We start from the raw sequence: 14,198 nt of genomic DNA on the forward strand, positions 1-14,198 counted from the left end.
GCTCCCCGAGCGGATCGCCTGGCACAGGCGATGCTCCAGACTCGGCGCGTGCCGTCGCGTGGCGAGCGGCGGATGGCCGGAGCACACGGCAGGAGACCGCATGTCGAGCAACATGACCCAGGCGTTCGATCACACCTCAGGGGAATGCTTCGAGGTCGGCACGGTGGTGGGCGACAAGTATCAGCTCCTCCGCAAAGCGGGAGAGGGCGCGATGGGGTCTGTCTGGGTCGCCACGAACACGGCGCTCGAGGCCAATGTGGCCATCAAGGTGCTGCGGCCGGAGATGCGCTCTCCCGCGATCGCCGAGCGCCTGCTGCGTGAGGCGCGGGCCGCGGCGAAGCTCAGCCACCCCGGGATCGTGCGTGTCTTCGATCTCGGCAAGACCGCGGGCGGCACCCCGTACATCGTGATGGAGCTCCTGGAGGGCGAGGCCCTCCGGGACGTGCTCTGCCGCGAGCACCGGCTCGCTCCCGAGGTGGCGGTCTCCATCCTGCTGCCGGTCGCGAGCGCGATGCACGCGGCCCACGAGCGGGGCATCGTTCACCGGGATCTCAAGCCGGACAACGTCATGCTCGCGAATCAGGGCGACGGGCGGATAAGGCCCAAGGTCGTCGATTTCGGGATCGCGAAGGTGACGTGGACCGAGCCCGAGTCCGGATCGACGGGCGCGGCCGTGATCGGGACTCCGCAGTACATGCCGCCGGAGCAGGCGCTGGGGCAGGGCCACATCGATCATCGCGCGGACGTCTGGGCGCTCTGCACGATGCTGTACGAGGTGATCGCGGGCGAGACGCCGTATGCGGGGGAGCACGGGTTCGGGACGCTGCGCGCGATCATCCAGGATCCGGTGCGCTCGCTCGTCGAGCGGTGCGGCTCGGACCCGGCGCTGTGGTCGATCATCGAGCGCGGGCTGCGCAAGGATCCGGCGGATCGCTGGGGGAGCATGCGCGAGCTCGGCGGCGCGCTCGCGACGTGGCTCGTATCGAGGGGTGTCTCGGAGGACGTGAGCGGCGCGTCGCTGCGCGCGCAATGGCTGGAGGAGCGGGCCAGCCAGATCCCGTCGCCGTCGCCGCGACAGATGGCGGTGAGCTCGGCGCCGACGCTGCACTCGCGCCGCGCGGAGGACTCCCTGGAGCTGCAGCTGCCCCTGACGGCCGCGCCTAGGGCGCCGGGGGCGGCGGAGCGCAAGGGGATCGAGGAGAGCGGAGAGCGCGCGTGGTCCGAGGCGACAGCGATGGTGAATCTGCCAGGGGCGGCGCCTCCGTCGCCGCGATCCTCGTGGCGGGAGCGCTTTCCGCTCCGCGCCGTCGCGGCGGCCGGGCTCGTGGCCCTGGCGGGAGCGGGGGTGTGGAGCGTCGCGCTGGGCACGACGGGTAGCGCGGTCGAGTCGACGCTGGCGCCGCCGGTCGAGCCCGTGGCGGTGATCGCCGCTGCGCCGTCTCCGGCGCAGCCAGCGCTAGAGGCGATCTCCCGTTCGGCCGGCGTGGCGCCCGGGAGCGTGGCGCCGCCGGCCGGGCCCCCGGTACAGCGCCCGGCGCGCGCTCTGAAGGCTACGGTCCCCGCGCCTGCGACGCCGGCCGCGGCAGCGCGGACTGCGACCGCCGCGCCGGCGGCGAGCGCGCCAGCCGCGACCGGGAAGCCGCCGGCGGCAGCGGTGGGCGCGCCGCCCGGGTCATCCGGGCCCAACACAGGCGCGGAGGCGCCTGCCCCGCCTGCACAGCCGGTGTCCGCCGGCTCGGCGCCGGTGCCGGGGAGCGCCGCCTGTCCGGCTGGCGGTGGCCGGGAAGGCGGGGAAGCGGCCTGCCCGCCGGCCGCCGAGGCGTCGGCGAGCGCCGCGGAGGTCTACGATGACGCCGGGGCGGCCGAGAAGGAGCCCGCCGTTCACCGTGCGGCGCCCACCGAGGAGGCGCCGCCGTCCGCGGATGCCGGCGCAGCGGAGGGCTCTTCGAGCGCTCCAGCGGCGCCGTAGCGGCCCGATGCCGCCCCGGCGGGCGGGGCTGGAGCTAGACGCCGAGCGCCCGCAGGAACCCGCCGTCGCACTCGGCATCGGGGAGCGCGCCTCCCCGGCGCACGCCCGCATGGCGAGGCTCCAGCAGGTCGAGGCCGAAGCTCCACAGCGCGTTGCGCGCCTGCGCGAAGAGGCCCTGCCTGGGCAGGTTGTCGAGGCGCACGGCCTCGCTCCGCCCGAGGTCCTGCTCGAACAGGCGGGCCGTGTCCCTCACGAAGGCGGGTTGCTTCACGATGAGGTTCGCCTCGCTCACCCACCTCAGGCTCGTCGGGTTCACGTTGAAGGTCCCCACCGTCGCCCAGTCGTCGTCGATCACCGCGAGCTTCGCGTGGAGCATCGACGGGAGGAACTCGTGGATCTGGAGCCCGTTCTCCAGCCATGACGTGTACCGCGCGAGGCTCGCGTGGCGGATGGCCGGGAGGTCGGAGTCGCGCGGCACGATGATCTTCACGTCGATCCCGCGGCGGGCGGCGTCGATGAGCTCGCGCTCGAGCCCGCGGGGAGGGCAGAAATACGCGTTCTCGATCCACACCCGCCGCCGCGCCGCGCGCACCCGCGCGAGGTGGCGCTCGTAGATGACCGCGGGCGGCGTGGGCGCGTCGGTGATGAACTCCACGTCGTCGTAGACGCCGTCCGTCCAGTAATCGAAGGACCGCCCCGCGGCCTCGTCGGCGAGCATCCAGCGGCACTCGAACGCCCGCGCCATGTCGGTCACGCAGGGCCCCATCACCCGGCTACAGACCTCGTGCCAGCCGTCGCCGCCCTCGTCGCGCGGCAGCCACTCGTCGGCCCACGCAGCGCCGCCGACGTACCCGGCGCCGTCGATCACCACGATGCGCGCGTGCTCCCGCGGGAACAGGGCGCCCCCGCGGAGGACGGCGCCCAGCGGCCTGTAGGCGCGGGCGCGGATGCCGCGGGCCCTCATGTCCTCGAAGAACGCCGCCGGCGTCGTGTGGCTGCCGAGCGCGTCGTACAGGAGCCGGACATCCACGCCGCGCCGCGCGGCGTTCGCGAAGGCGTCGGCGAAGCGATGACCCATGAGATCGTTGCGGTAGATGTACGTGGAGATCCAGATCCGCTCCCGGGCACGCGCAATGTCATCGAGGAGCGACTCGAGCACCCATTTCATCCCCGGGAGGAGGCGCGTCGTGTGGAGAGCGCCCCCTGCCGCAGCGCGACCGGTGCTGGAGTCCGCCCTGGAGCCTGGAAATGTCGGCGCCGAGCAGGTCATGTCGAGTCCCGAACGCCGGGCGGTTGCAGCTCGATTGCCACAGCGGCCCGCGCGTCCTCACCACCGTGGCTCAAGCAGCCGGTGTGCCACGTCGCCAAGGCGCGAGCGCGCAGGGATGTCAGCAGGAGAAGGCTCACCACGTGGCAAAGTGCCACGCGCGTGGCGTCGGTGAGGCGACCGTCTCTCCGGCGCATCGGCTGTCCTCGCGGGCTTCGCAGGCGGGCCACGCGTGCGCGAGCGGGCCGCGGCACCAGTCTTGAACGGCGTGGGCGCGATGATGCCCGCCGCCCGCGAGTTCGCCGCTCCTCGACCCGCCCGGACGCGCGCCAGGTCGCGCCGAGCGCCCTCCGAGCCCCAACCCAGACCGCCGCCCGCGCCGCCGCTGCGGCGCCGGCTCGCCCTGGATCCCCTGCACGCGATCGGCGCGTTCGCGCTCGCCTGCGTGGCCGCAAGCGCCTTGTTCATGCACGCGCGGGGGACGCGCGAGGCGACGGCGCAGGGGCTCACCCTGCGCGTCGCTCATCCCGAGAGGATGCGCTTCCGCGACATGGAGCGGGTCACGCTCGACGTGCAGAACACGGCGGGCGAGCCCTGCCGGGCGGCCGCGCTCACGCTCGACGAGGCGTACCTGGACAGCTTCGAGGAGCACCACGCCACGCCCGCAGAGGCGGCGTTCGGGCGCTTCGAGCTGGGCGACCTCGCGCCCGGCGAGCGACGCCGGATCGACATCGAGCTCCGCGGCGAGCGCAGCTGGCTCGCCTCGGGCAACGCGACCCTGTCGTGCGGCGGGGAGCGCGGCGTCAACGTGCCGCTCCGCACGTTCATCTTCCCCTGAGATCACCATGGAGACCGTCGCGCGCGTCGCCTTCGTCTATGTGTTCCTCGCCGCCGCGTTCCGCGTGCTCGGCAAGCGCGAGCTCAGCTCGATGTCGCCCTTCGAGCTCGTCACGCTCATGCTGATCCCCGAGATCGTCTCTCAGGCCCTCGTCCGCGAGGCGTCGCTCGCGAACGCGCTCGCGGGCGTGTCCACCGTCCTCGTGCTCGTGTTCCTGACGTCCGTCCTGACGCACCTCTTCCCGAAGGCGTCCGAGGTCATCGACGGCTCGCCCACGGTGCTGGTCGCGAAGGGCCGTATCCTGGAAGCGGCGTGCAATCGCGAGCGGATCCAGCCGGAGGAGATCCTGTCCGAGATGCACAAGAGCGGGCTGGAGCGCCTCTCCCAGGTGCGATGGGCCATCCTGGAGGCGGACGGCGCCCTCACCATCGTCCCGGAGCAGGGCCACGGCCTGCCCGTCTCCCCGGCCAGGACGCGGGACGAAGGCGTGTGAGCGCCGGTCAGGCCGGGCGGGAGGCGAGGCGGCGCGCGCCGCGGCGGGCGATCGCCGCCGCGAGGGCGAGGGCGCCGAGCGCCGTGCCCACGAGCGTGCCCTGCCCGCGGGTCCGCGAGGGGCGGTCGCCGTCGAGGACCGGGGTCGCCGCGCCGCAGAGCACATCGGCGTGGACGCTGACGCGGGCGCGCAGCCAGTTGTCGACCCGCTCCTGCGGCGCGGGGCTCAGGACGAGGTCCGTGTCGAGCGCGGCGCGCGGCAGGTTCGCCTCCAGGCGGGTCAGCCAGACGTCCTTCGGGTGCAGGCCGACCATCGCGATCGCGAGGTCGTCGAGCGCCCCGCACGCGAGCTCGCGCGCGTCGATCTGGCCGGAGGCGACCTCCCCGCAGCTCGGATCGGACAGCGGGACGCCGGCCGGGCACGGGTTCGCCACGGCGCGGCTCTCGGTCGCGATCTCGGCGAAGCGCACGGCGCACGCGGCGTCCTGGACCTCGCCGGTCTCGCCGTTGGCGAGCCCCTGCTGGGCGAACGCGGCGGCGATCGTGTCGACCGGGGTGGTCGAGCCGCTCGTTGTGTAGCGCACGCCGAACGGCGCCGCGGGGCTCGACACGGGCGAGAACAGCGAGCCCTGCTGCGCGTAGGGGGTGAGGAACGCGCGGCCGCCGTCGGCCGCCGCGATCGCCTTCTCGCGGAGCACGCCGTAGTTCGACTCCTGCGAGGCGAAGTCCCACGCGAGGAGGTCGATGGGGACGGCCGCGGCCGCGAACCCCTCGGGGGCGAGCCGCGCCTCGCTGATGGTGAAGAGGGTGATCGCGACGTTCGCGCCCGTCCCGGCGGCGACCATCCGGAGCGGGAGCGCGGGGTTCGCCCCCGGCGTGACGACCCGCACCGGCGTCATCTCCTTCACGTCCTTGCCGGGCTGAAGCCTGATGGCGATGAAGTCGAAGCCCTCCTCGACATAGGCATCGATGATCGGCTGCGTGGACTCGTCGACGTTGAAGCCGTTCGTCTCGAGCCACGTGTTCAACGCGCCGGGCGTGTCCGTCGCGAGCGTCACGGTCTCGTACGGACCGACGGTGCCGCGGTGGAGCACGGTGACCTGATCGCCGACGCCGAGCGAGTCGCCCGCCGCCTCCGCGGAGCCGAGGGTCGAGCCGCAGCCGCCGCCGCTCCGGGCGCAGGTGGAGCTCGGCGCGGTGATGCGCACCGACGTGGCCGCGTCGAGCGTCTCGAACCAGGCGTCCGAGCCTTCCTCGAGGATCGCCCCGCGCTTCACCGGGAGCACCCACCCGAACGCACTCGGATCGCCGGAGTACTGGATCTGATCCCAGAGCACCGACTGGACGGGCGACACGGAGAGCACCATCCGGTGCGCGTTGACGACCGTCGTCTCGGTCGGCGGAGCGAAGCACCCGCCGCAGGCGAGCGCCTCGCGCGGCGACAGGAGCGTCGCGGAAGGAACGGCGAGCGCAAGGAGCGCGAACAAGCGAAGTTTCATCGGCTACCTCCAGGGGCGCAGGTCAGCGCGGGCGGGCTCTCGGGAGCGCGCGGGCGGCGCGCGGCGCACCGCCGTCAGGCTATCCAAGCCCGCGCGCGGCGGGCAGCCCGCGCACGATTGGCGCGCCGCCTGCTGCCCGGCGAGCCGCCGTCGGCCCGCGCACGATCAGCGCGCCGCCTGCCGCCCGGCGAGCCGCCGTCGGCCCGCGCGCGATCGGCGCGCCGCCTGCCGCCCGGCGAGCCGCGGTCAGCCCGCGGCCCACCACGCGTCGAGATCGCGGAGGGCACGCTCGGCCATCACCTCGTAGCGGGCGCGCTTGCGCAGCTTGCCGTGCGCTGGATCGAGCGGCGCGATGTGCGCCCAGGTGATGTTGGACGGCTGATACGTGGGCTGCTTCCGGCCGAGGTGCGTGAGGATGCCGCCGAGCGCCGTCGTGGGCGGCGGCGGCCGGAGCGGCTCGTTCCGCAGCTGCTGCGCGAGGAGGATCGCGCACACGAACCCGGCCGCGGCGCTCTCCACGTAGCCCTCGACGCCCGAGATCTGGCCGGCCAGGTGCACGCCCGGCATCGCGCGGAGCTCCATCGCGGGGCCGAGGAGCGCGGGAGCGTCGACGAAGGTGTTCCGGTGCACGGAGCCCATGCGGAGGAACTCGGCCTCCTCGAGGCCGGGCACCATCCGGAACACCCGCAGCTGCTCGGCGTACTTCATGCGCGTCTGGAAGCCGACCAGGTTGTACGCCGTCGCCGCCTCGTCCTCCGGGCGCAGCTGGAGCACCGCGTAGGGGCGCCGGCCGGTGCGCGGATCGGTGAGCCCCACCGGCTTCATCGGCCCGAACGCGAGCGTCTGCTCGCCGCGCGCCGCCATCACCTCGCAGGGCAGGCACCCCTCGAAGTAGCGCACCTCCTCGAAGGCGCGGGCCTCCACCTTGTCCGACGCGACGAGGGCCTGGACGAACGCCTTGTACTGCGCCTCGTCGAAGGGGCAGTTCACGTACGCCTCGTCGCCGGCCTCGGCGTCGTCGCGGCGCTCGGCCGCGTCCTCCGGCTGCGCGGCCCGATCCGGCTGCGCGGTTTGCTCCCGCTGCGCGGCCCGGTCGCCGCGGACGGCGCCCCCCTTGCCGTAGCGCGACTGCTTCCACACGCGCGACCAGTCGATCGAGTCGGCGCTGACGATCGGCGCGATCGCGTCGTAGTAGGCGAGGTGCTCGGCGCCGACGGCCGCGGCGAGGCTCGCCGCGAGGGCGTCGGAGGTGAGCGGCCCCGTCGCGAGGATCACGGGCCGCTCGGCGGGGATCTCGGTCACCTCCCGGTGCTCGACGGTGATCCGTGGGTGGGCCTCGATCTCACGCGTCATCGCCTCGGCGAACCGCTCGCGGTCGACCGCCAGCGCGCCGCCGGCCGGCACCGAGGTCTCGTCGGCGCACCGCAGGGCGAGCGAGCCCACGCGCCGGAGCTCCTCTTTGAGGAGCCCCACCGCGTTGCTCAGCGCGGCGCCGCGCAGCGAGTTCGAGCACACGAGCTCGGCCATCCGATCGCTCGTCTGCGCAGGCGTGCGCTTGTGAGGCTTCATCTCGACGAGGCGCACGCGCAGCCCGCGCTGCGCGAGCTGGTACGCCGTCTCGCAACCGGCCAGGCCGCCTCCGACGACGACGACGTCGTGCTGGCTCTCCGCTCCGTTCATACAGCTCACCAGGTGGGGGGGTGTCGCGGGCTTCTTAGCTCGCCGTGCGGCGGGCGCGCACGGCCCGCTTTTCGGCGGCTCCCTGGGCCGCGCCAGCGCCCTGCGGCGCCGCCTCGGGCCGGCCGGCCGGCGTGGGCTCTGCCGGCGCGGGCCGGGCGGCCGGCGCCGGGGCGGCGCTCGCGACGACCGCCGCGGCGTCCGGGGGGGCGGCGCCGTCCGCGGCCCCGTCCTCCCCTTCCCCTTCGACGATCTCCTGCTTGAAGCCGCAGTCCTTCGTCGCGCAGACGAGCATCGCCTTCTTGCCGCCGGTGCGGGTGACGAACTTCGCGCCGCACTGCGGACACGGGACCGGCACCGGCTTCTGCCAGAGCTTGAACTCGCACTTCTGCTCGGCGTTCCAGTTGGAGCAGCCGTAGAAGGTGCGCCCGCCCTTCTTGCGCGGCCGGATCTCGATGAGATCGCCGCCGCAGCTCGGGCACGCGACGCCGAGCGGCACCGGGCGCGTGTTCTTGCAGGCCGGGTACCCGGTGCACGACAGGAAGTCGCCGAAGCGGCCCGTCTTGATGATCATCGGCTTCCCGCACTTGTCGCACGAGATGTCGGTCTCGCGGACGGCGGCGGTCCCCCGCGCGTCGGACAGGTCGCGCGTCGCCTTGCACTTCGGGTAGCGCTCGCAGCTCAAGAACCAGCCGTTCTTGCCCCACTTCTTGAGCATCATCGACCCGCACTCGTCGCAGACGATGTCGGTCTTCTCTGCCTCGGGCTTCCACGGCGCGAGCTTCTTCGACTTGTCGAGCTGCTCCCTGAACTTCTTGTAGAAGGTCTTGAGCAGCTGCTCGCGCTTCAGGCTGCCGGCGCCGACGGCGTCGAGCTCCTCCTCCATCTGCGCCGTGAAGTTCGGATCCATGATGTCGAGGTTCGACCGGACGAGGCCGTCGACCACGAACTTCCCGAGGAGCGTCGGCTGGAACGCGCCGCCGTCCCGCTTCTCGACGTACGCGCGCTGCTGCACCTTGCTGATGATCTCGGCGTACGTCGACGGGCGGCCGATGCCGCGCTTCTCCAGCTCGCGCACGAGCGAGCCCTCGTTGTAGCGGGGCGGCGGCTGCGTGAACTTCTGGTCGGTGATGACCCCCGGGGGCGACACGGAGAGCGCCTCGCCCTCCTTCATGTCGGGCAGGAGCGCCTCCGAGTCCTCCTCGGCCGAGGGCCCCGGCGCCGCGCGCTCCGCCTCGACGGCGGTCGCCTCGGGCGCCGGCGCGGCGGCGCCGCCGTCCGGGGCTGCGCCTGCGCTCTCCTCCTCGCCGGCGAACTCCTGCTGGCCCTCGGTCACCTGCAGCCAGCCGGCGAACTTGAGGATCCGCCCGGTGGCCCGGGCGAGGTAGCTCCGGTACGCGGGCGCCGCGACCGTCGGCGCGACGTCGATCTCGACCGTCGTGCGGTCGTACACCGCCGGGGTCATCTGCGAGGCGACGAAGCGGTTCCAGATGAGCTTGTACAGCTTGTACTGCTCGTCCTTGAGGTGCTTCTTGATCGAGTCCGGGTGGATCTCGACGCTCGTCGGCCGGATCGCCTCGTGCGCGTCCTGCGCGTTCTTCTTCGACTTGTAGACGTTCGGGCGCTCGGGGACGAACTCCTTGCCGTACCGCTTCGCGACCACGCCGCGCACCTCGGCGATCGCGTCGTCGCTGACGCGCGTCGAGTCGGTACGCATGTACGTGATGAGGCCGACCGGGCCGCCGTCGCGCTTGAGGTCGATGCCCTCGTAGAGCGCCTGCGCGATCTGCATCGTCCGCTTGGCGCCGAAGTGCAGGTAGTTCGTCGCGTCCTGCTGGAGCTTCGAGGTGGTGTACGGGGCGGGCGGGTTGCGCTTCTGCTCGCGCCGCACGACCTTCGCCACCCGGTAGCGGGCGGTCTCGAGATCGGCGCGCACCTTCCCGGCGACCTCGCCGTTCGTCACCTCGAGCTTCTTGCCGTCGGCGGAGGCGAGCTTCGCGACGAACGGGGCGCGCTGCGGCGGGCTCGCCGCGCCGAGGCCGACCGCGATGTTCCAGTACTCCTCCGGGACGAACGCCTCGACCTCGCGCTCGCGGTCCACGATGAGCCGCAGCGCGACCGACTGCACCCGCCCCGCCGACAGGCCGAACGCGAGCTTCGACCAGACGAGCGCCGAGACGTCGTAGCCGACGATGCGGTCGAGCACGCGCCGCGCCCGCTGCGCGTCGTACAGGTTCTCGTCGAGCTTGCGGGGGTTGTGGACGCCGTGGTCGACCCCCTTCTTCGTGATCTCGTGGAACTCGACCCGCGCCACCTTCAGCTTCGGGTTCTTGATCTCCTCCGAGATGTGGAACGCGATCGCCTCCCCTTCGCGATCGGGGTCGGTCGCCAGGAGCACCTCGTCCGCCCTCTTCGCGGCGGACTTCAGCTCCTCCAGGACCTTCTCCTTGCCCTCGATGACCTCGTAGGTCTCGGCAAAATCGTTCTGCACGTCGACGGCGTTCTGCTTCTTGGGCAGGTCCTTGACGTGCCCCTTCGAGGCGAACACCTCGTACCCGTTGCCGAGATATTTCTTGATGGTCTTCGCCTTCGCCGGCGACTCCACGATGACGAGCGTCTTGGCCATCACCACCTTCTGAGCAACGAGATCGGGCTTGTGAGGATTGAGGGGCGCCCTTCGGTGCGAGGGAGGCCCCCCCGCGAGGAGGCGGCCACCCGAAACCGCACTGGGCAGGGTGAGCCGGCGCGCCCCTTCAACGAAGAGCCCGCCGAAACAACCCGGCGGGCCCCTCTACTACTACGGCCTGGAGCGTCAACGTCAAGAGTGCCTCCACGGCGCGTCTGGGCGGAAGCCCCGTCCTCTCGCAGACCTCATCCACGTGCGCCGGCCGGGCGTCCAGGGCGTCGAGGACCGCGCGTTCGGCCGCGCTCATCGACGGAAATGGCCCGCTTTCCCCGGACAAAGCGCTCGCCGGCGCCCCGAAGGCGGCCTCCGGGAGCGGCAGCGTGCCGCCGCCGGGCGACCTGCTGCGCGCCGAGCGCCGCGCTCGCCGGCGGGGAGGCGGCGCCTGCCCGCCGAGGACGTCGATGACGTCGGCCGCGCGCGTGACGGGGCGCGCGCCGGAGACGAGCTCCAGCGCGCAGCCCACGCCGCGCGGGCTCCACGGGGCGTGGGGGACGACGCAGAGGTGGCGGCCGAGGCGGCGGGCCGCCGCGGCGGCGGAGCGGGCGCCGCTCTCGACGCCCGCCTCGACGACGACGGTCGCGAGCGTGAGCGCAGCGAGGACCGCGTTGCGCTGGAGGAACAGCGCCGGCAGCGGCGGCGTGTCGTCGGGGACGCGCGCGAGCAGCGCGCCGCCCGCGGCGAGGACGCGCTCGAACAGCGCCGCGTGCTCCCGCGGGTACGGGCGCGCGTGGCCGCCGCCGCTGACGACGACCGTCGGCGCGCGCGCGTCGAGCGCGCCCTCGTGCGCGGCCGCGTCGACGCCGCGCGCGCCGCCCGACCAGATCGAGAAGCCCGCCTCGCCGAGCGCCGCGGCGAGCGCGCGGGTGAACCGGAGCGCCTCGTCGCTCGCGGCGCGCGTCCCGACGATCGCGACGCCCGGGCACGCCGGGAGCGCGCCGCGCAGGTAGAGCGTCGGCGGCGCGGCCTCGGTCTCCGTCACGAGGGCCCAGAGCTGCGCGGGGTAGGATGGATCTGCGGGCTGGATCTCGATCGACGCCATACGCGGCGTGTCGACCGACGCCCGGGGCGAGTTGCGCGAAATGAAGAGCGCGCGGCCGCCCGCTCCCGGCGAGATCGCCGCGCTACCGGGGCGGCACGCGGGGCGGCGCGCTCGGCGGCGCCGTGTTGGGCGGGGTCGCGCCGGACGGCGCGGCGCCGGGCGGCGCGGCTGGACGCGCGCCCCGGAAGCCCTGGACGAGCACGACGCCCGCGCCGCGCCGCACCTGCGCGTGGAGCTCGACGACGAGCGGCGCGGCGGCGGGCGCGGAGAGGCACGCTCCCCGGCCGCCGATCACCGCGACCGGGCCGCGGTCCGCGTCCTGGGCGACGATCTCGAGCGCGGGCGGCGCGCCCTTCGTGACGAAGAGATCGACCTCGATCACGCCGAGCCCGCCCTGCGCGATGAACACCGCGCACTCCCCCGCCGGGATGCGCGCGGGGATCGCGCCGCTCTCCCCTTCCGCGATCGCGAGCGACACGACGTCGCCGAGGGGCGCCATGCCCCCCGCCTCCCCGCGCGCGGTGTTGGCGAGCGCGAGCGCCGTCACGCGCGGCACCGGCGCGCTCGCCGCGGGCCGCTGCTGCGCCGCGCGGCTCAGGAACAGGCGCGACGCCTCCGGGTCCGGCTCGGGCGCATCGCGCGGAGGCGGCGGGTTCCGCTGCGCGTCGGGCGCGGGCGAGGAGGCCGGCGGAGGCGGCGGGCTAGGGTGCAAGACCTCGGTGCGGCCTCCGCCGCAAGCCGACACGGCGAGCGCGAGCGACGCAGCGAGCAGGCGGCGCGCCGGCCCGAACGGATGCAGTTCGATGAGAGCGAGGGCGCGCCGCACCGCGCGGAGCCTACCAGAACCGCCGCGCCGCGCTCGGTCTGCGAGCGGCCGGCCGTGGGTCGTGCTACCCACTCGCCCGATGAAACCCAGGGACATCGTCGTCGCGACGCATGGTCACTGCTTCGACGGCATGGCGAGCGCGGCGCTGTTCACCCGCCTGATGCAGGCGCTCCGCCCTGGCGAGCCGCTCGCGCTGCGGTACCGCTCCTGCGGGTACGGTCCGGGCATGACGATGATCCCGCCTTCGTGGCTCGACGGCGACGAGAACGCGATCCTCGACTTCCGCTACACGCCGACGAAGAAGCTGACGTGGTACTTCGACCACCACGTCACCGGGTTCGGCTCGGACGAGGAGCGCGACGCGGCGCTCGCCGGCGCGTCGCGCTCGAAGGTCGCGGGCGACGCGCCCCAGGTCTTCTACGACGCCGCCTACGGCTCGTGCACGAAGCTCATCGCGGACGTCGCCCGCGATCACTTCGGCGTCGAGATGTCCGGCGCCGATGAGCTCATCCGGTGGGCCGACCTCATCGACACCGCGCGCTTCCCCTCGGCCGAGGCCGCCGTGAGCCGGGAGGAGCCGATCATGCAGCTCGCCTCCGTGGTGGAGCACCACGGGGACGGGCCGTTCCTCGCCGCCGTGGTGCCCCGGCTCGTCGAGCGGCCCGTGAGCGAGGTGGCGCGCGAGGCGGACATCCAGGAGCTCTGGCGTCCCCTCTCCGTCTCGCGGCAGACGTTCGTCACGCGCATCGAGCGCGGCGCGCGGAAGCTCGGCCGCGTGGTGCTCGTCGATCTCTCCGACGCGCCGCTCGAGGCGGTCGGCAAGTTCATGACGTACGCGATGTACCCGGACTGCGTGTACTCGGTCACGCTCTCCCGGCAGAAGCAGCACTACAAGCTCTCGGTCGGCTATAACCCCTGGTGCGGCGTCCCCCGCGATCGCGACATCGCCCCGATCTGCCGCCGCTACGACGGGGGCGGGCACCCGGCGGTCGGCGCGGCGTCCTTCCCGCTCTCCGCGCTCGAGCGCGCGCGCGAGGCGGCCCGCGCCGTCGCCGAGGAGCTCGACAAGGAGCCCGAGCGGTGACCTGGGCCGAGCAGCGCTTCCGCAGGAGCGCGCGCGAGACGGGGCGGGCAGCGTCATCACGCGCGCAGGCCGGGGCGGCGGCCACGCGTGCGCCGCTCCTCTTCGGGCACCGGGGCGTGCGCGGCGAGGGCGCCCCCGCGGAGAACACCCTCGCCGCCTTCGAGGAAGCCGCGGCGCAGGGGGCCGACGGGATCGAGCTCGACGTGCGGGTGTGCCGCTCGGGCGAGCTCGTGGCGCTGCACGACCCGGACCTCGCGCGGGTGACCGAGGGCGCGGACCCGCGCGCCGCGGCGGCGCTCCCCTGGGACGAGCTCCGGCGGGTCGACCTCCGCGGCGAGCGGGTGCCGCTCCTGTCCGAGGTGCTCGCGTTCGCGCGCGGCCTTCGGCTCGCCGTGAACATCGAGATGAAGCGGGACGTGCCCGATCGCACCGCCGTCGTGCTCGCGACCGCGCGGCTCGTGCGCGCCTGGGATCCCCGCCACGCCTTGCTCGTCTCCTCGTTCGATCCGGTCATGATCGCCTCCTTCGGCGCCCTGGTGCCGGCCGTCCCGCGCGCGCTCCTCGTGCACCGGAGCCGCTACCACGACGCGGCCGTGCGCCTCGCGCCGGCGCTCGGGGCGCTCGCCGCGCACATCGAGCGGACGATCGCGTCGCCCGAGCGCATCGCGCTCCTGAAGCGGCAGGGCCGCGTGATCAACGTGTGGACCGTGAACGACCCGCGGGAAGCGCAGGACCTCGCGGCGCTCGGCGTCGACGGGCTCATCACCGACACGCCACGCCGCATCCGCGACGCGCTCGAGTAGCCAGCGTCGTCCGGCGCG

11 protein-coding genes are annotated in these 14,198 nt (G+C 73.8%); 5 read left to right on the forward strand and 6 right to left on the reverse strand.

Going from position 1 to position 14,198, the window contains the following annotated elements; all coding sequences use genetic code 11:
- The first annotated feature begins 100 nt into the window (after positions 1 to 100).
- Positions 101 to 1,969, forward strand: coding sequence for a serine/threonine-protein kinase (locus tag POL72_RS05865; RefSeq protein ID WP_272094025.1), 1,869 nt, complete (start codon positions 101 to 103; stop codon positions 1,967 to 1,969).
- Positions 1,970 to 2,003: 34 nt separating this feature from the next.
- Here POL72_RS05865 and POL72_RS05870 read toward each other — a convergent pair whose 3' ends face one another.
- A complete protein-coding gene (locus POL72_RS05870) occupies positions 2,004 to 3,137 on the reverse strand; it encodes a phospholipase D-like domain-containing protein (protein ID WP_272094026.1) in 1,134 nt (377 codons plus the stop codon).
- A gap of 376 nt (positions 3,138 to 3,513) precedes the next feature.
- Here POL72_RS05870 and POL72_RS05875 point away from each other — a divergent pair, with 376 nt between their 5' ends.
- Both POL72_RS05875 and POL72_RS05880 read left to right on the forward strand, forming a co-directional pair.
- The gene (locus tag POL72_RS05875; RefSeq protein ID WP_272094027.1) at positions 3,514 to 4,074 is read left to right on the forward strand and encodes a hypothetical protein; all 561 of its coding nucleotides are present in this window, start codon (positions 3,514 to 3,516) and stop codon (positions 4,072 to 4,074) included.
- A gap of 7 nt (positions 4,075 to 4,081) precedes the next feature.
- Positions 4,082 to 4,567 carry a DUF421 domain-containing protein gene (locus POL72_RS05880; protein WP_272094028.1) on the forward strand — a complete coding sequence of 162 codons (486 nt, stop codon included), beginning with the start codon at positions 4,082 to 4,084 and terminating at the stop codon, positions 4,565 to 4,567.
- Between the two features lie 7 nt (positions 4,568 to 4,574).
- On the opposite strand, the gene POL72_RS05885 is transcribed toward POL72_RS05880, so the two are convergent.
- The 5 genes from POL72_RS05885 to POL72_RS05905 form a co-directional block, all read right to left on the reverse strand.
- Complete coding sequence (locus POL72_RS05885; protein WP_272094029.1) at positions 4,575 to 6,065, reverse strand: DUF2330 domain-containing protein; 1,491 nt, start codon at positions 6,063 to 6,065, stop codon at positions 4,575 to 4,577.
- Between the two features lie 246 nt (positions 6,066 to 6,311).
- Complete coding sequence (trmFO, locus tag POL72_RS05890; protein ID WP_272094030.1) at positions 6,312 to 7,745, reverse strand: methylenetetrahydrofolate--tRNA-(uracil(54)-C(5))-methyltransferase (FADH(2)-oxidizing) TrmFO; 1,434 nt, start codon at positions 7,743 to 7,745, stop codon at positions 6,312 to 6,314.
- A gap of 34 nt (positions 7,746 to 7,779) precedes the next feature.
- Entirely contained in the window at positions 7,780 to 10,368 is a 2,589-nt protein-coding gene (gene topA, locus POL72_RS05895) for a type I DNA topoisomerase (protein WP_272094031.1), read from the reverse strand.
- Between the two features lie 127 nt (positions 10,369 to 10,495).
- Positions 10,496 to 11,467 (reverse strand): DNA-processing protein DprA, encoded by a 972-nt coding sequence (locus POL72_RS05900; RefSeq protein ID WP_272094032.1) that lies wholly within the window; start codon positions 11,465 to 11,467, stop codon positions 10,496 to 10,498.
- A gap of 82 nt (positions 11,468 to 11,549) precedes the next feature.
- The gene (locus tag POL72_RS05905; protein WP_272094033.1) at positions 11,550 to 12,293 is read right to left on the reverse strand and encodes a hypothetical protein; all 744 of its coding nucleotides are present in this window, start codon (positions 12,291 to 12,293) and stop codon (positions 11,550 to 11,552) included.
- Positions 12,294 to 12,372: 79 nt separating this feature from the next.
- Between POL72_RS05905 and POL72_RS05910 the strand changes: the two genes are divergently transcribed.
- Both POL72_RS05910 and POL72_RS05915 read left to right on the forward strand, forming a co-directional pair.
- On the forward strand, positions 12,373 to 13,377 hold the full coding sequence (locus POL72_RS05910) for a hypothetical protein (protein ID WP_272094034.1): 1,005 nt from the start codon (positions 12,373 to 12,375) through the stop codon (positions 13,375 to 13,377).
- Positions 13,374 to 14,180 (forward strand): glycerophosphodiester phosphodiesterase, encoded by an 807-nt coding sequence (locus POL72_RS05915; RefSeq protein WP_272094035.1) that lies wholly within the window; start codon positions 13,374 to 13,376, stop codon positions 14,178 to 14,180. The genes POL72_RS05910 and POL72_RS05915 overlap by 4 nt, the downstream gene beginning before the upstream one ends.
- The last annotated feature ends 18 nt before the right edge of the window (positions 14,181 to 14,198 follow it).

Source organism: Sorangium aterium, from assembly GCF_028368935.1.
Lineage (GTDB): Bacteria > Myxococcota_A > Polyangia > Polyangiales > Polyangiaceae > Sorangium > Sorangium atrum.